This window comes from Chryseobacterium sp. PET-29 (assembly GCF_025736815.1).
Taxonomy (GTDB): domain Bacteria; phylum Bacteroidota; class Bacteroidia; order Flavobacteriales; family Weeksellaceae; genus Chryseobacterium; species Chryseobacterium nepalense.
Map to the genome: position 1 here is coordinate 2,704,862 of NZ_CP107053.1, position 21,326 is coordinate 2,726,187.

General features: G+C 37.6%; 16 protein-coding genes and 1 riboswitch. Of the genes, 3 read left to right on the plus strand and 13 right to left on the minus strand.

The window, feature by feature from the left end:
- Nucleotides 1–17: 17 nt before the first annotated feature.
- From metH to ODE14_RS18745, 6 genes are all read right to left on the minus strand, one after another.
- Entirely contained in the window at nt 18–2,693 is a 2,676-nt protein-coding gene (gene metH, locus ODE14_RS12070) for a methionine synthase (RefSeq protein ID WP_263601618.1), read from the minus strand.
- 3 nt (nt 2,694–2,696) lie between these two features.
- Nucleotides 2,697–3,788, minus strand: a complete 1,092-nt coding sequence (locus tag ODE14_RS12075) for a fatty acid desaturase family protein (protein ID WP_263601619.1) — start codon at nt 3,786–3,788, stop codon at nt 2,697–2,699.
- An 83-nt stretch (nt 3,789–3,871) separates the two neighbouring features.
- Nucleotides 3,872–4,882 (minus strand): homocysteine S-methyltransferase family protein, encoded by a 1,011-nt coding sequence (locus ODE14_RS12080; RefSeq protein ID WP_263601620.1) that lies wholly within the window; start codon nt 4,880–4,882, stop codon nt 3,872–3,874.
- A gap of 63 nt (nt 4,883–4,945) precedes the next feature.
- Nucleotides 4,946–6,112 (minus strand): O-succinylhomoserine sulfhydrylase, encoded by a 1,167-nt coding sequence (locus tag ODE14_RS12085; RefSeq protein ID WP_263601621.1) that lies wholly within the window; start codon nt 6,110–6,112, stop codon nt 4,946–4,948.
- 115 nt (nt 6,113–6,227) lie between these two features.
- Nucleotides 6,228–7,769, minus strand: a complete 1,542-nt coding sequence (locus ODE14_RS18740; protein WP_263601622.1) for an ACT domain-containing protein — start codon at nt 7,767–7,769, stop codon at nt 6,228–6,230.
- A gap of 3 nt (nt 7,770–7,772) precedes the next feature.
- Nucleotides 7,773–8,711 (minus strand): alpha/beta fold hydrolase, encoded by a 939-nt coding sequence (locus ODE14_RS18745; RefSeq protein ID WP_263601623.1) that lies wholly within the window; start codon nt 8,709–8,711, stop codon nt 7,773–7,775.
- 61 nt (nt 8,712–8,772) lie between these two features.
- Nucleotides 8,773–8,878, minus strand: a riboswitch (SAM riboswitch).
- A 187-nt stretch (nt 8,879–9,065) separates the two neighbouring features.
- Here ODE14_RS18745 and ODE14_RS12100 point away from each other — a divergent pair.
- Complete coding sequence (locus ODE14_RS12100) at nt 9,066–11,681, plus strand: MGH1-like glycoside hydrolase domain-containing protein (protein ID WP_263601624.1); 2,616 nt, start codon at nt 9,066–9,068, stop codon at nt 11,679–11,681.
- A 230-nt stretch (nt 11,682–11,911) separates the two neighbouring features.
- A complete protein-coding gene (locus ODE14_RS12105) occupies nt 11,912–13,591 on the plus strand; it encodes a T9SS type A sorting domain-containing protein (protein ID WP_263601625.1) in 1,680 nt (559 codons plus the stop codon).
- A gap of 72 nt (nt 13,592–13,663) precedes the next feature.
- Here ODE14_RS12105 and ODE14_RS12110 read toward each other — a convergent pair whose 3' ends face one another.
- From ODE14_RS12110 to ODE14_RS12140, 7 genes are all read right to left on the minus strand, one after another.
- A complete protein-coding gene (locus tag ODE14_RS12110) occupies nt 13,664–14,089 on the minus strand; it encodes an OsmC family protein (RefSeq protein WP_248390306.1) in 426 nt (141 codons plus the stop codon).
- A gap of 66 nt (nt 14,090–14,155) precedes the next feature.
- Nucleotides 14,156–15,478, minus strand: a complete 1,323-nt coding sequence (locus tag ODE14_RS12115; protein WP_263601626.1) for a DUF58 domain-containing protein — start codon at nt 15,476–15,478, stop codon at nt 14,156–14,158.
- Nucleotides 15,479–15,526: 48 nt separating this feature from the next.
- Complete coding sequence (locus ODE14_RS12120) at nt 15,527–16,558, minus strand: AAA family ATPase (RefSeq protein ID WP_263601627.1); 1,032 nt, start codon at nt 16,556–16,558, stop codon at nt 15,527–15,529.
- Between the two features lie 82 nt (nt 16,559–16,640).
- Nucleotides 16,641–17,792, minus strand: coding sequence for a hypothetical protein (locus ODE14_RS12125; protein ID WP_263601628.1), 1,152 nt, complete (start codon nt 17,790–17,792; stop codon nt 16,641–16,643).
- 8 nt (nt 17,793–17,800) lie between these two features.
- On the minus strand, nt 17,801–18,592 hold the full coding sequence (locus ODE14_RS12130; protein WP_263601629.1) for a DUF4129 domain-containing protein: 792 nt from the start codon (nt 18,590–18,592) through the stop codon (nt 17,801–17,803).
- Entirely contained in the window at nt 18,585–19,547 is a 963-nt protein-coding gene (locus ODE14_RS12135; protein WP_263601630.1) for a DUF4013 domain-containing protein, read from the minus strand. The genes ODE14_RS12130 and ODE14_RS12135 overlap by 8 nt, the downstream gene beginning before the upstream one ends.
- Entirely contained in the window at nt 19,531–20,514 is a 984-nt protein-coding gene (locus tag ODE14_RS12140) for a stage II sporulation protein M (protein WP_263601631.1), read from the minus strand. Before ODE14_RS12140 ends, ODE14_RS12135 begins: the two co-directional genes overlap by 17 nt.
- 26 nt (nt 20,515–20,540) lie before the next feature.
- Here ODE14_RS12140 and ODE14_RS12145 point away from each other — a divergent pair, with 26 nt between their 5' ends.
- Nucleotides 20,541–21,290, plus strand: a complete 750-nt coding sequence (locus ODE14_RS12145) for an RDD family protein (RefSeq protein WP_248390292.1) — start codon at nt 20,541–20,543, stop codon at nt 21,288–21,290.
- Nucleotides 21,291–21,326: the final 36 nt, after the last annotated feature.

Below are 21,326 nucleotides of genomic sequence, written 5' to 3' on the forward strand. Positions count from 1 at the left end.
GCTTTGCCGCCCCGAAACTAAACCAAATCAGTACCGTCTGCCAAATTAGGATTTAACCATTTTCTTGCTTCCTGTAAAGAAATTCCTTTCCTTACCGAATAATCTTTCAGCTGGTCTTCCGCAATCTTTCCCAGTCCGAAATATTTTGCGTGCGGACTTCCGAAATAATATCCGGAAACCGAAGCAGTAGGAAACATCGCTAAACTTTCTGTTAAATAAACACCAATGTTTTCTTCCACTTTCAGCAAGTCCCAGATGGCGTGCTTTTCCAGGTGATCCGGACAGGCGGGATAACCAGGAGCCGGACGGATTCCTTTATATTTTTCGGCTATTAATTCTTCGTTGGTTAAATTTTCCTGATTGGCATAGCCCCAATATTCTGTTCTCACTTTTTTATGTAAAAATTCGGCGTAGGCCTCTGCGAAACGATCTGCCAAAGCTTTTACCATGATGGCGTTATAATCATCGTTTGCTTTTTCATATTCCTGCGCCAGTTCGTCAGTTCCGAAACCTGTTGTCACACAAAAAGCTCCGACATAATCTGTTTTACCTGAATTTTGTGGTGCAATAAAATCACTCAGCGCCAGATAATCTTTTCCTTTTGATCGTTGCGCCTGTTGCCTTAACGTAATGAATTTTGCTTTTTGTCGGTTGTCTTTGTCAAAGATGAGAATATCGTCCGTTTCAGTGGAATTGGCTTTAAAAATTCCGAAAATGGCTTTTGCTGTTAAGAGTCTTTCATCCAGAATTCTTTTTAAAATGACCTGAGCATCTTTGAACAGTTCTTTAGCCTGAACTCCGACAACCTCATCTTCCAGAATATTCGGATATTTCCCATGAAGATCCCAGCTTCTGAAAAACGGCGACCAGTCAATAAAAGGCAATAACTCTTTTAAATCCTGATTTTCAACAACGGTAATTCCTAATTGATTTGGAGTAAAAATATCTTCGTTTTCCCAGTCAATTTTAAACTTATTTCCTCTGGCTTCTTCGATGGAGACATAATCTTTCTCCACCTGCCGGTTCAGGAATTTTTCCCTGAATTCGGAATAATCATTTTTTAAATCCGCAACATATTCCTTATTTCGGTCGCCTAATAAAGAACTTACCACGTTTACCGCTCTGGAAGCATCATTTACGTGAACGACGGCGTTTTTATATTTTAAATCAATTTTTACAGCGGTATGTGCTTTTGAAGTTGTTGCACCGCCGATTAGTAAAGGAAAATTTAAATTCTGTCTTTCCAATTCCTGTGCGATATAAACCATTTCATCCAGGCTTGGTGTGATCAGTCCGCTTAATCCGATCACGTCTACTTTTTGTTCAATGGCGGTCTGAATAATTTTTTCAGCAGGAACCATTACTCCGAGATCCACAATTTCGTAATTGTTACAACCCAAAACCACACTCACAATATTTTTACCGATGTCATGAACATCTCCTTTTACCGTTGCCATCAGAATCTTACCATTCGCTGGTTTCGAACCATCTTTTTCCGCTTCTATGAATGGCTGTAAATAAGCCACCGCTTTTTTCATGACCCTTGCTGATTTTACCACTTGGGGAAGAAACATTTTTCCGCTTCCGAACAGATCTCCCACAACGCCCATTCCGGTCATTAAATTAATTTCAATAACGTGAAGTGGCTTTTCCGCCTGCAATCTTGCTTCTTCAACATCTTCTTCAATAAAACGGTCGATTCCTTTTACCAAAGCATGGGTAATTCTTTCCTGCAAAGGATGATTTCTCCATTCTAAATCCTCAACTTTTTCTTTTTTTATGGATTTATGCTTTTCCGAATAATCTAAAAGTCTTTCGGTAGCATCTTCCCTTTTATCAAGGATAACGTCTTCCACCAGCCCAAGAAGTTCTTTATTGATTTCATCATACACTTCCAGCATCGCAGGATTCACGATTCCCATATTCATCCCGGCCTGAATGGCGTGATATAAGAAAACAGAATGCATCGCTTCCCTCACCGTATCATTTCCACGGAATGAAAAAGAAACGTTTGAAACCCCTCCACTTACCGAGGCATACGGAAGATTTTGACGAACCCATCTTGTTGCTTCAATGAAATCGATTGCGTTTCGGCGATGTTCATCCATTCCTGTAGCGACGGGGAAAATATTTAAATCGAAAATAATATCTTCCGCAGGAAAATTTAAACGATTCACCAAAATATCGTAAGAACGCTTTGAAATTTCAATTCTTCGTTCGTAAGTATCTGCCTGTCCTAACTCATCAAATGCCATGACAATAACAGCGGCACCGTATCTTTTGATTGCTTTTGCCTGCCTGATAAATTCTTCTTCACCTCCTTTGAGACTGATTGAATTAACCACGCATTTTCCCTGTGCCACCTGAAGTCCTGCCTCCAAGATTTCCCACTTCGAAGAATCGATCATTATTGGGATTCTGGCAATATCCGGCTCGGATGCTATTAAATTTAAAAATTTGATCATGGAAGCTTTTCCGTCAATCAGTCCGTCGTCGAAATTGACATCCAGAATCTGCGCGCCACCTTCAACCTGATGGCGTGCTATATCCAAGGCTTCAGCAAATTTTTCTTCTTTTATTAATCTTAAAAATTTCTTTGAGCCGGCAACATTGGTTCTTTCGCCAACATTGATAAAATTACTTTCCGGTGTTATGATCAAAGGCTCAAGCCCCGATAATCTTAAATATTTCATTAATTATTCTTCTAAAATAAAATAGGCGTTGTTTGCATTCTGCTTCAGCAAATCAACATGTTTTCCTAAAGCGGTCGCAATCGGAAATCGTTTATAATTTAATCCGTAATCTCTCGCAAACTGCTCAATTTCTTCTGTAATTTCATTATAATAAGCATAACTGTAATTTGGAAAAAGATGGTGGGCAACATGAAAATTGAAATTTCCCAGCACGTTTCTTACAAACCAGTTATTTTCCTGTAAATCATTCGTTACTTCAAACTGATGATGCAGCCAGCTGAAAGGCAATCCGTTTTTTCCATCCAGTTTCGGGAAAGCATTGTCAGGCAGCGGGTGTAATGGAAGCAATACAAAAAGTGCAAAAATACTTGCTGCAATTACCTGTAAAAACCAAGCTCCCAGTGCAAGACCTATTGAAACCTTAAAAAACAAAACCGGTACAGCAATCTGATAAAAAAAATAAAACAGTTTATAAGCAATCATCTTTACTTTTTCTTTTACCGGAATTGCTCCCTGCGTTTTCAGGATCACACGGTTGTTATCAAAAAAATCCCTGAAGTCCCTGATAAACATCCAGTTGAATAAATACAGCGGGTATACCAGGAAGAAAAACCGATGCTGATACTTCTGAACTCCTTTTGCTTTAATCCACGGAACAATCAGAAGCACACCACTTTGTTCAATATCAGTATCCCAACCGTCAACATTAGGATAAGCATGATGGCTTGCGATATGTCTTTTTTTCCAGATATAGGAATTAGCCCCTACAAAATCGAAAATCTGCAATACCAGACTGTTGAGTTTTTTACTTTTAAAAATATTATTATGTGCTGCTTCGTGAATCAGATTAAGATAAATTAAAACAAGCGTTAATCCCATCAAAACAAAACTTAAAATATATAATCCGGCATTTTCCGCATTGAATAATGCAAAAACATACAGCCCGAAATACAACAAAGGCAATATAACGGCTTTGATCTGAATATAAATATCCCGGTTTTCAGGAATTGCTTCTACCCGCTGGTTCACTTTTTTTCTTAATTCATTAAACAATTTTGCATCCTCTGAATCTTTTAAGTAAATAGGTTTTTCCATTATATTTAAATTTTGTGTGATACTTAAAGATAATATTAAAAAACATTCCTTTTCTTCCTATTCAATTAAAAAATTCTATTAAATCAGACAAATTCCTTCAATTTTCTTGGTGGATATTGCGAAACCAGATCCGCAATCGCTTTGATATGATCCGGCGTTGTTCCACAGCATCCTCCGATAATGTTGATCAGTCCTTTTTCCACATACTCTTTGATCTGGGCAGCCATATCTTCAGGCGTTTCATCGTACTTTCCGAAAGCATTTGGTAAGCCGGCATTCGGATAGGCAGAAACATAAAATCCAGAGTTGTGCGCCAGAGTTTCCAGATATGGCGTCAACTGATTTGCTCCCAAAGCACAGTTGAAACCTACGCTTAGTAAATTCAGATGCGAAACAGAGATTAAAAAAGCTTCTGCGGTTTGTCCGCTCAGTGTTCTTCCTGAAGCATCGGTAATCGTCCCTGAAACCATAATTGGAATGCTAATTCTTCTTTCATCCTGAATTTCATCGATAGCAAAAAGGGCTGCTTTTGCATTCAAAGTATCAAAAATAGTTTCTACCAGTAAAATATCTGACCCTCCGTCTAATAATGCTTCGCACTGCTGTTTGTAGGCCACTCTCAATTCCTCGAATGTAATGGCCCTGTAACCGGGGTCGTTCACATCCGGACTAAGGCTTGCCGTTCTGTTCGTTGGGCCGATAGATCCTGCAACGAATCGTGGTTTATCCGGGTTTTTAGCGGTGAATTCGTCACACACTTTTCTGGCGATTTTTGCAGATTCGTAATTTAATTCATATACCAGATCTTCCATATGATAATCTGCCATGGCAATCGTGGTGCCCGAAAATGTATTGGTTTCGATAATATCCGCTCCTGCTTCAAGATATTTTTTATGAACTTCTTCGATGGCATGAGGCTGCGTTAAAGACAACAAATCATTGTTTCCTTTTACAGGATGTTCCCAGTTTTTGAAACGTTCGCCACGGTAATCCTCTTCTTCAAATTTATACCGCTGAAGCATGGTTCCCATCGCTCCGTCGAGAATTAAAATTCTTTCGGATAATGCTTTGTATAATTGTTCTGAATTTTTCATTTTTTATATTTTTTCCATAGGTAACACCTACGGCTATTATTGTTGAACCCTTCGGGTTCGTTGTTAATCCAATGCCTGTTTCAAGTCAGCAATAATATCATCTACATTTTCCAGACCAACAGAGCACCGCACCAAGCCTGCCGTGATTCCTACTTCATTCCTTTCGTGATCGGACAATTTGGAGTGCGTTGTTGATGCCGGATGCGTAACAATTGTTCTTGTATCGCCTAAATTTGCAGAAAGTGAACACATTTTTATTTTATCTAAGAAGTTCCTTCCCCCTTCAATTCCGCCTTTGATTTCGAAGGCTACGATATTTCCACCCAACTTCATCTGTTTTTTAGCGATTTCATATCCCGGATGGGATTTCAGGAATGGATATTTCACCAATTCTACATTGGGATGAGCTTCCAGAAATTCGGCAACTTTTAAAGCATTTTCACAATGTTTTTCAACACGGATCGCTAATGTTTCCAGACTTTTGGACAACACCCAGGCGTTGAAAGGCGACATGGCAGGCCCCGTATTCCTTGCAAAGAGGTAAATTTCGCGGATGAGATCTTCTCTTCCTACTGCCACTCCTCCTAAAACCCGACCCTGTCCGTCAATTAATTTGGTTGCGGAATGAACCACAATATCTGCCCCGTATTTTATCGGCTGCTGTAAATAAGGTGTAGCGAAGCAGTTATCCACAATAAAAATTAAATTGTGCTTCTTCGCAATCTGTCCGAAAAATTCTAAATCCAAAACCTCAATCGCAGGGTTGGTAGGTGTTTCCAGATATAAAACTTTTGTGTTCGGCTGAATATATTGTTCCACATTTTCAGCATCTTCCGCTTTGAAATAGGTTGTTTCAATATTCCACTTCGGGAAATATTTGGTAAACAATGTATGGGTAGAACCGAAAACCGACTGACAGCTTACGATGTGATCTCCCGCATTTAATAACGTGGCAAATGTTGAATAAATGGCCGCCATTCCGGTTGCAAAGGCATACCCTGCTTCAGCACCTTCCATTTTGGCTATTTTCTCTGTAAATTCTGTTACATTCGGGTTTGAAAACCGGCTGTACAGATTTTTCTGTTTTTCTTCCGCAAAACTCGCCCTCATATCTTCCGCATCCTGAAAAATAAAACTGGATGTTAAATATAAAGGTGTTGAATGCTCATCAAACTGAGTTCTTTCCGTCTGGGTTCTTATAGCGGAGGTTTCAAAATTATAATTTTCCATATTTTTTTGAAACCTTCAAGGTTTTAAAAACCTTGAAGGTTGTTTAATTTATTTTGTTCTATAGTTTCACCTAAGGCTATTGATATTGAACCCTTTCGGGTTCAAATTATTTGTCCTATTTAGTTTCACTTACTCTTAAAATATCCCCAAAAACGCCTCTTGCGGTAACTTTGGCTCCTGCACCGGCTCCCATGATAACGATTGGATTTTCGCCATAACTTTCCGTGTAAATTTCAAAGATGGAGTCTGATCCTTTTAACTGTCCTAAAGCGGAGGTTGCAGGAACTGAAATCAGCTTCACATCAAGTTCACCTTTTTCTTTTTGTAAATCGCCGTGAAGATCTCCGACATATCTTAAAACATGGCCGGATTTCTGATTGTTTTTGATCTTTTGATATTCTTCATCCAACTCGTTCAATCTTGAAAGAAATTCCGGTTTTGAAACGGAAAGCAAGCTTTCAGGAACTAAATTCTGGATATTGATGTCTTCAAATTCGTTGATTAAATCTAATTCTCTCGCCAAAATCAATAATTTTCTTGCGACATCATTTCCGGATAGGTCTTCTCTTGGGTCCGGTTCCGTATATCCTTTTTCCAGTGCTTCATTGATAATCGTTGAAAATGCGTCATCCCTCAAGGAAAAATTATTGAAAACATAACTCAGTGTTCCGGAAAAAACCCCTTTAATCCTGGTAATATTTTCTCCTGAAAGGTGTAGAAGCTTTATGGTGTCAATCAATGGTAAACCGGCTCCTACATTGGTTTCGTAAAGATAACGACGGTTGTTTTTGTTCAATGTATATCGAAGCTGCCGATATTCCGAAATAGGGAGCGTGTTGAAAATCTTATTAGATGAAACCAGGTCAAATCCGTTTTCCGCTAATGCATGATAATTTTTAACAAATTCTTTGCTTGCCGTATTATCTACTACAATCAGATTTTCAAGTTGATTTTCTTTCGAAAAATTAATCAGTTCCTGAACATCTGACGGAATTTCCGCTGTTAAAACCTCATCATTCCAGTTGCTGTCAAACCCTTTTTTGTTAAAGGCAATTTTTTTTGAATTGGCAACAGCTACTACTTTAAGATCGATTTTTTTCCTTCTTTTAATTTCCTCTGAAGACTCCAGAACCTGTTCTATTAAGGTTTTTCCTACGTTTCCATGACCGATAATGGCCAGATGAACTGTTTTTGGTTTTTTAGAAATTTCAGATTCTATGATATTTTTCGCCTTCTCGTCCTGAGAAGAAGTAACCACAATATTTACTCTTTTCTCTGCTGCAATCTGATTAAGCAACAGCGGGAAAACATTATTTCTGGCCAGCTCAGCCAGTATTTTATTTAAATCTTCCGCAACAAAGCCTAAAACCGATACGTTGTTAATACTATAAATCTGGGAAACCTTGCCCGATTTTCTTTCTGCTTCAAATTCATCAATAAGACAATTCACTGCTTTTTCGGAATCGCTTTCCTGTACAAGAATGGAAATCCCGTTTTCTATCGCCTGCTGTGAAATAACCCCAACACTGATTCTCGCTAACGTAAGCGCTTTAAAAATTCTTCCGTCAATACCGATTTCCCCTAAGAAATCCTCTCCTTCAAATTTGATGATTGACCTGTTTCTCAAAAATTTTATTTCGTTTGCATTGCTTTTCATCTTCTACAAAATATTTTTAATGATCGTATTTAATTGTTCATATTCCATTAGGAAGGCATCATGACCATGAATTGATTTAATTTCATGATAGAATACATTCTCTTTATCTTTCTTTAATTTTTCAAAGCACATTCGGATTTCGGAAGCGGGAAAGAAAAGATCCATATCTACAGCAATGAGATGTATCTGAGCCTTTATCCTTTTCAGTTCGGATTCATCCGCATCAATGGTCATCAGCAACTGATTCATTAACCGGTATGATGGTAAACTAAATCTTTCGTTCAGCGCATTACCGTGATAAATGAGCCAGTCTTCCGACTCCAACCTCTCCTTCTCATGATTGTATCTGTTTTGAAATCTGTCATTTAACGATTCCGGTGTTCTGTAACATAACATGGCATGAATTCTTGCCTTTTGCAGGGGTTCTTCCTTATGATTTAATAAAAATTTCTGAACAAGACATTGCGCATGAAGCCAGTCGTGGGTTTTAAAATCACAGGCAATAGGAATAAATATTTCAGCGAGTGCCGGATTTTTAACCAGCATTTCCCAGCCGACACCTCCTCCCAGAGAGCCCCCGATAATAGTATGTAAGCTTTTAATATTTAAAATTTCAAGACCCTGTAAAAAGATATTGGCAATGTCTGATGCCGTAAAATATTCATAATCTTCTATGAAAAAATCATCATAGCCATTTCCCGGAATATTGAAGCACAAAACGGTGTACTGATCTGTATCAATAATCTGCTTTTTTCCAATCAATTTTTTCCACCATCCTTTTTCTCCAGCAACATCCGAATTTCCGGTTAAAGCATGATTTATCAGAATTACCGGTGCAGAAAACAATTCTTTCCCGAACAGCTGATAGCTTAACGAGATATTGTATTCCCTTCCGGAATTGGTGTGATACGAAAAATTAATATGTCTTAGTTCTGCTTTCAATTTTATTTATTTTAAATACAATTGAAAATGCCACAGGAAATGGCTGAAAAGAACTTCAGGTAAGTTATCTGTCCAAATTATTTGGTAGAACGTAGCACCTTCTTTGCTTGCGCAAAGGGTTGCTAAGGTTTCATCGGGTCTAATCCCTCAACCTTTCTTGATAACATTTTCAATATTTGAATGAACGAATGGTGCAAAGATAAAACTTTTATTTCAATTTTTTATAAAAATTTAACTTAACACTTCAACGCCTCATTTAAAAGGCTTTTCGGCATGATATTAAGTTTAATTCAAATTAAGGAAGTTGGAATTTTTTAACAAAAAGGCTACCTTCGTAATGAAAAATGATGAGATATGATTGCTGAAAAACATAGATTACAAAACACAGACTGGAAAAACTGGGGCCCATACGTCAGTAACCGGCAATGGGGGAATGTAAGGGAAGATTACAGTCCCAATGGCGATGCATGGAATTTTGCCAACCATAATAATGCAGAAAGCTACGCTTACCGATGGGGGGAAGAAGGTATCGCCGGAATCTCAGACGCCAAACAGATTTTTTGTTTTGCCCTTTCATTTTGGAATAAGAAAGATAAGATGGTAAAAGAGCGTTTTTTCGGATTGAGCAATCCTCAGGGAAATCACGGTGAAGATATTAAGGAGATCTTTTACTACCTGGACAACACGCCCACTCACAGCTACATGAAAATGCTGTATAAATATCCTATCAACGCTTTCCCTTATGATGACATCCGTGCAGAAAATGCCAGAAGAGGCAAAAAGGAAGCAGAATACGAAATTTTCGATACCGGGATTTTTGACAAGGATGAATATTTTGATATTTTTATTGAATATGCCAAAGCGGATCACAACGACTTCTTAATACGCGTAACGGTTTTTAACAGGAGTGATAATGCCGCCCCAATAATAATTGCACCAACAGTGTGGTTCAGAAATAACTGGAAATGGGGTTATAATACCTACAAAGGACAAACTGTGGCTTCGCACGACGGCTGCATTAATATTCAGCATGACAGTATTTCGATTAAAAAATTCTATTCAAGAGACACGGACGCGGAAAGTGTTTTTTGCGAAAATGAAACCAATAATCCTAAATTATACGGAGCTCCTTATCCCGGAAACACCTATTTTAAAGACGGGATTAATGATTATATTATTTATGGCAGCAATACTATAAATCCTGAAAAAACAGGGACTAAAGCTTCGTTCCTGCTGGATGAAATTATTGAAGCCGGAGAATCGAAATCTTTTGACTTCAGACTTTCTCCACAAGATCTTGATGAACCTTTTGAAAATTTTGATGAAATCTTCAGTGCACGAATTACTGAAGCCAACGAATTTTATGAGGAAATCCAGAATGATGTAACAAACGAAGATGAAAGAAATGTACAAAGGCAGGCTTTTGCCGGATTGCTCTGGAATAAACAGTTTTACCATTACAATGTCGGAAAATGGCTCAAAGGTGACCCTAATTATGAAGCGCCTCGTGATTTCTCAAATTATGTAAGAAATACGGAATGGAACCATCTCCATAATAAAGATATTATCTCAATGCCTGATAAGTGGGAATATCCTTGGTACGCTACCTGGGATCTTGCGTTTCATTGTGTTCCGTACGCTCTGATTGATGCCGAGTTTGCAAAAGGACAGCTTCTATTGCTTACAAAGGAATGGTATATGCACCCAAACGGACAGCTTCCTGCTTACGAATGGAACCTGAGCGATGTAAATCCGCCTGTACATGCCTGGTCCTGTTTCAGGGTTTTCAAGATTGATGAAAAACAGAACGGAAAGCCCGATCTTTTATTTTTAGAAAAAGTTTTCCAAAAGCTGCTTCTTAATTTCACATGGTGGGTAAACCGGAAAGATAAAAACGGAAAAAATATCTTCGGAGGAGGATTTTTGGGCCTTGATAATATCGGTGCTTTTGACCGGAACATGGTATTAAAAGACGGGCAGCATCTGGAACAGGCAGACGGAACCAGCTGGATGGCGATGTATGCATTGAATATGATGCGTATTGCAATGGAACTTGCCCAATATTATCAGGTATACGAAGATATGGCCATCAAGTTCTTTGAACATTATCTTTATATTGCTGAAGCCATGGAGAACCTGGGTGACGGGACAAAAGGACTCTGGAATGAAGAAGACGGATTTTTTTACGATGTCTTACAGCTTGGAAACGGAGACAGTGTCTCCCTGAAACTGAGAAGTATTGTAGGTCTTATCCCGATGTTTGCCGTAGAAATTATAGACCATCACCTGCTTGATAAGATGCCTAATTTTGTTGAAAGAATGGATTGGGTGCTCAAAAACAAACCCGAACTTACAAAACTGGTTTCCCACTGGGAAGAAGAAGGCCAGGGAAGAAAACATCTGATGAGCATTCTCAGAAAAACAAGACTTACAAAAGTACTGAGCCGTATGCTGGATGAAAAAGAATTTTTAAGCGATTATGGAATACGGGCCATGTCTAAGGTATATGAAGAAAATCCATTTGTCTTTTCTGTTCACGGAACACAGAATGTTGTATATTATACACCGGCAGAGAGTGACAGCCGAATGTTCGGAGGGAACAGCAACTGGAGAGGCCCGATATGGTTTCCTATCAATTTCCTTATTGTGGAGAGTTTACAGCGGTTCCATTTTTATTACGGAAACAGCATGAAGGTAGAACTTCCAACGGGAAGCGGAGATAAAAGAAATCTTGATGAGGTAGCCCAAAATATAAGCAATAGATTATGTTCTATTTTTCTAAAAGATGAGGTAGGACAGCGTCCTTTTAACGGAGGAAACGCCAAATTCAATTATGATGAAAATTTTAAAGATTATATTACATTCTTTGAATACTTCCATGGTGATAACGGCCGGGGAATAGGAGCATCCCATCAGACCGGATGGACAGCAACCGTTGCAAAGCTGCTGAAACCAAGAATGTCATTCTAAAAGTATTTTACTCATTACAAGCCTCTTTTCAGAGGCTTTTTTCATATACCACACTTTATTAATTCTTTCAATGATAGAATTCAGAAATATAGTTAAAATCTATTTAATCATTAATATAAAAACATTATTACTGTAAAATCAATATAATATTTATAATATTTTTAAATTTGGATTGATTTTTTAACATTATAATATCTATATTAGCAAATAAATTTAATAAACTATTTCTTATGAAAGGAAAATTACTACCTCTTACAGCTTTGGTACTTTCAGCTGTATGCAATTATCAACTCAATGCCCAGGAATATCAGCCGCTTCCTATCCAGAGTGGTTTCAATGCTGATGTTATTGCCAATGGTGTTGGTCCTTCAGCATCTTCCACTAACAATGATGTAGATGGTGTAAGCTATGCTTTTATTTCACGGGATTTTCAACTAACCGCAACAAGCAATCCACTTACGTACGGACTTCCTACAAATGGAATTATCAATTCTGTTGTAGCTTCAACATCCGGCTTATCTTACCAACTTGGCGCTTACAGTTCAAACAATACCCTGAGACTTCAAAATACCAACGACAACGGGACTTTAATTTTCACGACACCAATGCAGGCCATTACAGTATATATGCTGGCAACGGGAGGAAGTGGGGCCTGTACCGTAGATGTGGACGTCAATTTTACAGATAATACTTCTCAGACATTCTCTGCAATCAGCATTTCCGACTGGTACGGCGGAAGCAGCTATGCGATTCAGGGAATCGGGAGAATCAATTTAAACAACGATAATCTTGAATCCGGCTCGGGGACCAATCCTAGGTTATATCAGATTCCTTTGGCTATCAGCACAGCCAATCAGTCGAAAAGTGTAAAGAGTGTAACGGTAACAAAAGTTGGAACGGGAGGTATTCCTAACATCTTTGCTTTTGCGGCAGACGCCTATAATGCATGCAGCACACCAACAAATATCACGGCTACCACTACCATGACAGAAGCAACACTAAGCTGGACAGCACCGGCAAGTGCGCCTGCTTCCGGGTATCAATATTATTACAGTACTTCACCTACAGCTCCTACAGCAACAACAGTTCCTACAGGAAATGTGACTTCAGGAACTACAGTAACTCTTAATCAACTTACAACCGGGCAAACATATTATTTCTGGGTAAGATCGAATTGCGGAGGTTCTTCACAAAGTTTCTGGAAAATGAAAGAATTTACACCGGGACAGATCAGCACACTTTATACAGCCGGCGACATCAATACACAATATAACAATTCCGGCGTTACCACTTCATCCACTACGAACTGCGCAGGAACCTTAAGTGTAAACGTGCCTTCGGGATATAAAATAAAATCTACAGCCGTTTCTTATAAAATGTCTACCGCTTCAAACGGATGGATGGGTGAGCAGAGAAGTCTTTTGGTTTGTACAACCAACAATGTTACAGAACCTTCAGTAACCTCAGGATCCGGATCTTCTTCAGGTACGTATTCTTACAACAGAACAGGACTCACGCTGGCTAATGATCTTACGGGAACCGTAAATTTCGAGCTGAGAGCATGGAGAACATATGGAGGATCAGATTGCACCGCAGAATATAATAAAGTTGATAACAACACATTTACCGTAACAGTTACCCTGGAACCTTTAGCTTTGGCAACAAATGAAGTTACCGTAAAAGAAAAAGAAAGAATTGCGCATCCTAACCCGTTTGTGGATACTTTATACCTTGAGAAGGCCGAAAATGTGAGAAAGGCAGTAATAACAGATCTTTCGGGAGTAGTGGTAAAAACCATTGAAAACCCTTCTTCAACAGTATTTTTAGGAGGACTAAAATCCGGAATGTACATCCTGACTTTACAAATGAAAGACGGTTCTCTGAAAAGCATGAAAACCATCAAGAAATAATAATTATAAATTATATTAAAAACCCGCGGATAATTCTTTATCCGCGGGTTTCTTTTTGTTAGTATAAACAGCCTAAGGCTGAACAACTTCTCCGTTAACCAAAACTTCAAATCCTATTTCTACAGTCGGTTCCAGGGTTTTGGAAACAGAACAGTATTTCTCAAATGACAACTGGGCTGCTTTCTGAGCTTTTTTAGGATCGATATTTCCTTCCAGTAAAAATTTTACTTTGATGGATTTAAAAGGTTTTGCATCGTCAACCTGAATTCTTTCTCCCTCTACCTCAGCTTTAAAATCTGTAATTTCCTGTCTTTGTTTTTTCAGGATAGAAACAACATCAATCCCGCTGCAGCCTGCAACGGCCATCAGAACACTTTCCATAGGCGAAACACCTTTTGCGCCCGGTTGTGTTGTATTATCGAGAAGAATTGAATTTCCCTGAGCGTTGGTACATTCAAACAAAAAATCGTCGTTGATTCTGTTAAGTGTTATTTTCATTATTGCTTATTGCTTATTGCTTATTGCTTATTGCTTATTGCTTATTGCTTATTGCTTATTGCAAAATTATAAAATTCCTCTCGCTTTTATCTCCAGATATTTATTGATAACATTGATATTCAAGTTTTCAGGAAGTGTATAAACCGTATAAATCCCGTATTTTCTAAGTTCCTGAATAATCAGTTTCTTTTCAAACTCAAATTTTTCGGCAATAATCTCATCATAAATTTCCTGCATATTTTCCGGATTTTTATTAATCAGCGTCTGAAGTTCAGAATTTTTAAAGAAAACCACTACCAACAGATGGTTTTTAGCGATGCCACGTAAATATTTCAACTGACGGTTAAGTCCGTCCAGCGTCTCGAAATTGGTGAACAGCAGTATAAGACTTCTCTGGTTCAAAGAATATTTTACATCCTGATACAGCCTGTTAAAATCACTTTCAAAAAAATCGGTTTTAATATTATAAAGCGCTTCTGATATTTTTCTGAGCTGACCCGACTTGTTTTCTGCGGCAATTTTATTTTCCGTTTTTTTAGAGAACGTCATCATCCCGGCCCGGTCTCCTTTTTTCAGGATAATATGGGATAAAGCCATTGTTGCATTGATGGAATAATCCAGCAGGCTCAATCCTTTAAAAGGCATCTTCATCGTTCTTCCGGTATCGATCAGCATAAAGATCCGTTGGGATTTTTCGTCCTGAAACTGGTTTACCATCAGCCGGTTTGTCTTGGAAGTTGCTTTCCAGTTGATCGTCCTGATATCATCTCCCGGTACATATTCTTTAATCTGCTCAAACTCCATAGTATGGCCGAGCTTTCTTATTTTTTTAATTCCTCCTAATAGAAATTCGCTCTGAATAGCCATCAGTTCATATTTTCTCAGGTGGATGAAAGAAGGATAAGAAGGCAGATTGGCATCTTTCTGAAAATTAAATCTTTTAGACACAAAACCTAAAGGTGAAGAAACATACACATTCAGGCTTCCGAAATTATATTCTCCGCGCTCTTTAGGCTCAAGAATATATTGAAAAAAGGTATTTCTTCCCGGGAAAATTTGTTTTTCAATCAGAAAATCCCTCTTCTGAAATTGAAAAGGTATCTCATCGATTACCTTAACCGAAATTTCAAAATCATAATTATTTTTAATATCGATTTTCACAGGATTTTCATCTCCGTTGGATAATTTTTCAGGCAAAATCCTTTGTGCCGAAATTCCTTTATTTTTGTTAAAAACAAAGAGAGCATCTACCATTACCGCTAAAAAGCAAAGCAGTAAAGCAATATGCGCCGCCCACATAAGAAACGGAAAGAAGAATGCAAAGACATACAGAATTCCCACTCCGATGAGCACGTAAAAAAAGCGCGTATTGATGTATAAGTTTTTCATTTTTAAATGTCGGCTTTCAGGTTGCAGATAGCAGTTGACTTATTACTCCTATCTTGGAATTTCAATTCCTTCTAAAATTTGTCTGATAATTTCATCAGCGGTAAGGCCTTCCATTTCTCTTTCAGGCGATACGATTACTCTGTGTCTCAATACGGCATAACTCGATTCTTTGATATCCTCAGGAGTTACAAAATCTCTTCCTCTCAATGCAGCAAAAGCTTTGGAGGCTGTTAGCAATGCAAGACTTGCCCTTGGAGAAGCTCCCAGATAAAGGAACTGATTTTCCCTTGTATTCACAATAATCTTGGCGATATATTCCATCAAATGCGACTCAACAATAATCTCTTTTACAAGTTGTTGGTAATTTTTCAACTGCTGAGCCGTGATAACGCGGTTTACTACATCTGTTTTGTCTTCCGTTTTATTTTCGTGCTGATTTTTTATGATGGCAATTTCCTGCTGCAGGTCAGGATATCCTACATTGATTTTAAACAGGAAACGATCAAGCTGCGCTTCCGGCAGTCGATAGGTACCTTCATGTTCAATAGGATTCTGGGTTGCCACTACAAGAAAGGGTTCTTCCATAATGTAGCGTGTTCCATCCATCGTAATCTGTCTTTCTTCCATTACCTCGAACAAGGCGGCCTGTGTTTTTGCGGGTGACCTGTTGATCTCGTCAATCAAAATAAAGTTTGAAAAAATAGGGCCTTTTTTAAATTCAAATTCGGAATTTTTTACATTAAAAACCGAAGTTCCCAAAATATCAGACGGCATAAGATCCGGCGTAAACTGGATTCTGCTAAAGCCTACATCAATGGTTTTTGCCAGCAATTTTGCAGTAATGGTTTTTGCAACTCCGGGAACACCTTCGATAAGAACGTGTCCGTTTGATAAAAGTGCAGCCAAAAGATGTTCTACCATACTTTCCTGCCCTACGATTACTTTGGCAATTTCGGACTTTACTTTTTCCAGACTTGTTCTAAGCTCAATCATATCTATCCTAGACTGAAACTGGTCTTCTTTTTTATCAAGAGATATTGAATTCTGACCTTCAATATTTGGGTTTTCTATATTTTCCATTATAATATAATTTAACAATTTACCGATGTACCAACCAGGAGAGAGTTGTTACATTGTGATATTTTTAGATTGTTATACTTTTTTAAATTATTTCGTCAAGCAATTTATTCATTTTTCCAAGATCTTCTTTCATTACCTGTGCATACGGATCTTGTGCCTTTTTGATCAGATTCATGGCTTCATCAATCATTTCCATAGGTTTGCCGGTTTTTAGATGAAGTTTCTTGGCAAATTCTTGATCCAGATGCTGTGTGTCGATCAGGAGATCCATTCTTACCTTATTCAGGAAATACTGTGCTTTTTTAGCCATCATATCATGAAAGTCTCCTTCCTGAAGATATAAATTGCCGATGCTTTTCACAAAATCAACAGAGGTATTTTTTAACGGCTCTATGATCGGGACGATACGCTGTTTTCTTTTAGCATTAAAGAAGATAAAAAGAACCAACCCTCCTAACAATACCCACCACGCATACTTTAACGCAGGTTTTGAGAGGATAAATCTTAGGAAAAACTGTGAAACTTTTGCATCATTTTCTACAAACCAGATTGTTTCACGGTCATCAAGGTAAGAAAAAACATCCTGGGCGTACCTTACATTCCCACGTTTTAACAGATAATAGTTGGTAATGAAAAGGGGTTCGCAATGCACATAAATTTTTCCTTTTCCGAATGCAATCTTAATAAAATTGGCCTGGTCTGAATTGTTTTTCTCAACTGTTTTTCCCAAAACCTCAACACCCGGCTTTATAAAGGTGAAACCTCTTCCTGAAGGAAATTTATCCAAATGGATAAAATCGTTGCTGAATTTTTTGTCCGTAAGCTTCAGCACATTTTTATCTTCGAAAGAAATCTGTGAATCATAATAACCGATACTATCCGAGATTTGTTTAGGCATTTCACTCACGATAAGCATCGCATCCGAACCCTTGGATACCTGATCCAGAATCTTATTCCATGACGGTCTGTCGATTGTCTCTTCTATAACCAGAATATTATGCGGCTTCTTATCAGCCTGATAATAATCGTATGGTGTCTCTGATATTTTTTTTATTTTATTTTTAAAAAGCGTATTTACCTCATTGTTAAAAACAAACAAACCGAAAGGTGATTTCTGGTTGATATCAAAATTTTTCCTCCAGTCCGTTCTTTCCGTTTTATTCGCTTCAAACAATACCAGAATAATCATCACAACGATGAAAATTACAGCATATATTTTGAAAGTTTTATTCATGGCAAGATTTACGGTTTAAACGATTGATACTGGGTTTTAAATTTCTGATAGCTTTCTTCCGAAATGCTGAATTCTCCGTACCATACGTAATCAAAAATGTATGAAAGCTGAAAGAATTCGTCCTTAAGATGCGGGGCTTTTAGTTCTGCCACATAGTCTTTATTGGTTTTTTCAGGATTCCAGCCAATGAGTTTTTTATCACTGAGTTTTTTTAATACAAATAAAAACTGGTAACGCACCGCGGAACGGAAATCACCGGATTTTTCAAACTTCAGGATGCTTTCCGGAAAATTAATTTCGTGAATATTTTCATGAAGCTCTTCATCTTTAAGATCAACCTTTTTGTTTTTCTTCCCGAAAAGAAAACCTCCATCTTTACCGATAAGATATTTAATAATAAAGTATAGCAGGAAGCCCACGAGAATAATTGCGAACAGCCTTACAAGCATTCCTGCAATATTGGCTGAGTTCGTAAAAACCGTTTCTCCGAAAATGCTGTTCAGGATTTCAACGATTTTTTTCATCAGCTTTTCCCATACTGACATTCTCGGTTTTGTTGTGGTATAGTCAAAATCTTCACCTTTATATCTTGACGGAACGTTTTCTTTAAATTTTTTAGGATAAACCGTATTATCTGTAACCGGTTTGTTCTGCAATACAGAATCTGCCCGGTACATATTTTTGTAGTGGCTTGTACTGACAGAATCTACATACACTTCTGCAGTCGGCGGCGGATCATCCTGTGCATGAACATATCCTGCAGCTAAAAAAATCAGTAAAAAAATAAAAAACTTATTCATTAATCCCGATGGTATCTATTTCTGCCAGCTCCATTTTCTGATGAAGATCTGTGCGGCTGTCATAATACATTAATCCCGAGTTGATGTACAAAACATTCATCAGCAGGGTTGAAATAACGGAAGAAATCCCGTACATCACAAAAAACAAAGTTCCGAAGCTTCCGGCAAAAGGATTTTGCTCAAATTGTGCATCAGGAGCTGTTGTTGAAAGTTTCATAATAAACAGGATCATTGGAATAGATGAAAAGAACAGGCTCACAATGTAAAACAACACCATCATAATGATGGTTGCTCCCCAATATTTCCAATACGGAGAATTTTCTCTTCCGTTTTTATAGGAGAACTGCGATCTTATGGCATAACTTAGTGATTCAAAAAATCCTCTTGTCCCGTTAAAATAATCAAAGCAGAAAAATAAAATGATATTAAACAAATTAGGCACTACAAAAAGCATAATTACCAATCCTATAATAATAAAAATAAGAATATACGAGATCCCGAAAATGACAAATGCAATGGGCAACACCAGAAATGTTAATCCGAAATAAGCAGCGGCTACTTTTTTACCGTTTGATTTAAAATCACTGAGGATATCATCTGCCTTTATATTTGTTTTTCCTTCCGCAATTCTTTTCATGTAAAAAACAGGAAACAGAAAGTTTATGATCATGAGCGCTGAAGAAAGAACGAATAACAAAATTCCGCATACAATAAGCATTCCCATATTATCACTGAGAAACTGCTCAAAATAATAACTCTGCCCTGCCATATTGGAACCGAAAATTGCTCCAAGGAATTCTTTATACCCGAAAACAATAACTACCAACATCAGAATCAGCAGCAATCCGTTCAGGAGCAGAAAATTTTTAAAATAATTCTTACCGTATAATTTTAAAAAAGTGAAACTGTCTGTGATAAAAGTTCCGAAATCTCTCTTTTTATAAAACTGCATCATGGATCTGGTTATTGATTTTTCTGTTAACGATGGAAGGATATATAAAATAGTAAAATCCGATAATGAGAAGTGATCCGAAGATAATAATCAGGTTTAAAGACAAGGGCATATTCAGGGCATGTCTTGTGACGTAACCTTCGATAATTCCGGCACAGATGGTAAAGGGTACCGTACTTAAAAATATTTTAAATGAATCTTTAAAACCGTTCTTAAAAGAATTGAACCTTGAAAACGTTCTTGGAAATAAGATGGACGCTCCCAGAATAAGCCCACACATGGCTTCCACTACCATGGAAAAGATCTCAAAAACACCATGAAGCCATATTCCGCGTGCACTGTCGCCCAAAGCTCCGTAATCATAGAAAAAATACTGGAAAGAACCGAGCATTACACTGTTTGACAAAAGCGCCCACAAAGTACCAACTCCTCCAAAAATCCCATAAATATAAAGTTTGGCTCCTACTCCGATATTATTGAATATAATCCCGATTGTACTCCCCCAGGTAGATCCGCTCTGATAAACGCCAACGGCATTACCTTTTTTGATATTTTCAATGGTCTGGTTTACATAATCTTCTCCCAAAATAATTTTAGCAAAATCTTTATCATAGACTGCAGAAAGCAAACCGATGAGGGTAAATAACGTAAAGAATAAGAATGCATAGACTAAATATCTTCGGTATTGGTATACAAGCAAAGGGACTTCCGTTTTGAAGAAATATACCATACGGTTTTCTTCTACTCTTTTAGTTTTATAAATTTTCTGAAAGATCTGTGAAGAGAGGTGATTCAGATAAACTGTTGTATTGCTTTTAGGATAATAGGTCTGTGCAAAAGAAAGATCGTTGATAAGATTAATGTACAGCGAAGAGAGGTCATCAGGATTTTTTTTAACTTTCCCCTGGATAACCTGTTCGATTCCCAACCATTTTTCTTTATTTTGTTTAATAAAATAAACTTCTCTCATAACTATAAGGCTAAAATAATAAAATTATGTCTCAAATTGCGATTAATACTTCACAAAATGTAAATATTAATTTCAACATCGCCAGTGTTGGAGACCGGCTGATTGCTTTCTTTATTGATCTTTTAATAAAAATAGCTTATGGGATCGCTGTTGTGTATATTTTCTTCACGGTTCTGAATCTTGGTTATTTATTACAGGGGTTGGATCAATGGTCAATTGCAGCAGTTTATATCATCCTGCTTTTTCCTACGGTAGTGTATCCCGTGGTTTTTGAAAGCCTTATGGAGGGGCAGACTCCCGGAAAAAAAGTTATGAAAATCCGTGTTGTAAAGATTGACGGTTACCAGGCGGGATTCGGAGATTACCTGATCCGATGGGTTTTCAGAATCATAGATACTTCTTTTGCAGGAGTTGTTGCACTTGTTTCGATGGTTGTTTCCAAAAATAATCAGCGATTAGGGGATATTGCTTCAGGAACGGCTGTAATTTCCTTAAAAAACAAGATTAATATTTCACATACTATTTTAGAAAATATCCGGGAAGATTATGTCCCTACTTTTCCCCAGGTGATTGCTCTGAGTGACAATGACATGAGAATCATCAAAGATAATTATCTCAAAGCCCTGAGAATTGATGACAGACATGTTATCAGTAAACTTTCCGATAAGATTAAAAGCATTCTCAAACTGGAAATAGATCCTACAAAAATGACGGAAAGGCAGTTTATAGGAATTATTATCAAAGACTACAATTACTACACCGGTAAAGATAGCTAAAACAAAATGGTCAATCTAATTAAGATCTAAATCACA

Bases quoted from the DNA above. Each gene is read 5' to 3' on its own strand.
- ODE14_RS12105 (WP_263601625.1), top strand. From the start codon at position 11,912: ATGAAAGGAAAATTACTACCTCTTACAGCTTTGGTACTTTCAGCTGTA.
- ODE14_RS12100 (WP_263601624.1), top strand. From the start codon at position 9,066: ATGATTGCTGAAAAACATAGATTACAAAACACAGACTGGAAAAACTGG.
- ODE14_RS12085 (WP_263601621.1), bottom strand. From the start codon at position 6,112: ATGGAAAATTATAATTTTGAAACCTCCGCTATAAGAACCCAGACGGAA.
- ODE14_RS12145 (WP_248390292.1), top strand. From the start codon at position 20,541: ATGTCTCAAATTGCGATTAATACTTCACAAAATGTAAATATTAATTTC.
- metH (WP_263601618.1), bottom strand. From the start codon at position 2,693: ATGAAATATTTAAGATTATCGGGGCTTGAGCCTTTGATCATAACACCG.
- ODE14_RS12125 (WP_263601628.1), bottom strand. From the start codon at position 17,792: ATGAATAAAACTTTCAAAATATATGCTGTAATTTTCATCGTTGTGATG.
- ODE14_RS12140 (WP_263601631.1), bottom strand. From the start codon at position 20,514: ATGAGAGAAGTTTATTTTATTAAACAAAATAAAGAAAAATGGTTGGGA.
- ODE14_RS12115 (WP_263601626.1), bottom strand. From the start codon at position 15,478: ATGAAAAACTTATACATCAATACGCGCTTTTTTTACGTGCTCATCGGA.
- ODE14_RS12080 (WP_263601620.1), bottom strand. From the start codon at position 4,882: ATGAAAAATTCAGAACAATTATACAAAGCATTATCCGAAAGAATTTTA.
- ODE14_RS12120 (WP_263601627.1), bottom strand. From the start codon at position 16,558: ATGGAAAATATAGAAAACCCAAATATTGAAGGTCAGAATTCAATATCT.
- ODE14_RS12130 (WP_263601629.1), bottom strand. From the start codon at position 18,592: ATGAATAAGTTTTTTATTTTTTTACTGATTTTTTTAGCTGCAGGATAT.
- ODE14_RS12110 (WP_248390306.1), bottom strand. From the start codon at position 14,089: ATGAAAATAACACTTAACAGAATCAACGACGATTTTTTGTTTGAATGT.
- ODE14_RS12135 (WP_263601630.1), bottom strand. From the start codon at position 19,547: ATGATGCAGTTTTATAAAAAGAGAGATTTCGGAACTTTTATCACAGAC.
- ODE14_RS12075 (WP_263601619.1), bottom strand. From the start codon at position 3,788: ATGGAAAAACCTATTTACTTAAAAGATTCAGAGGATGCAAAATTGTTT.
- ODE14_RS18740 (WP_263601622.1), bottom strand. From the start codon at position 7,769: ATGAAAAGCAATGCAAACGAAATAAAATTTTTGAGAAACAGGTCAATC.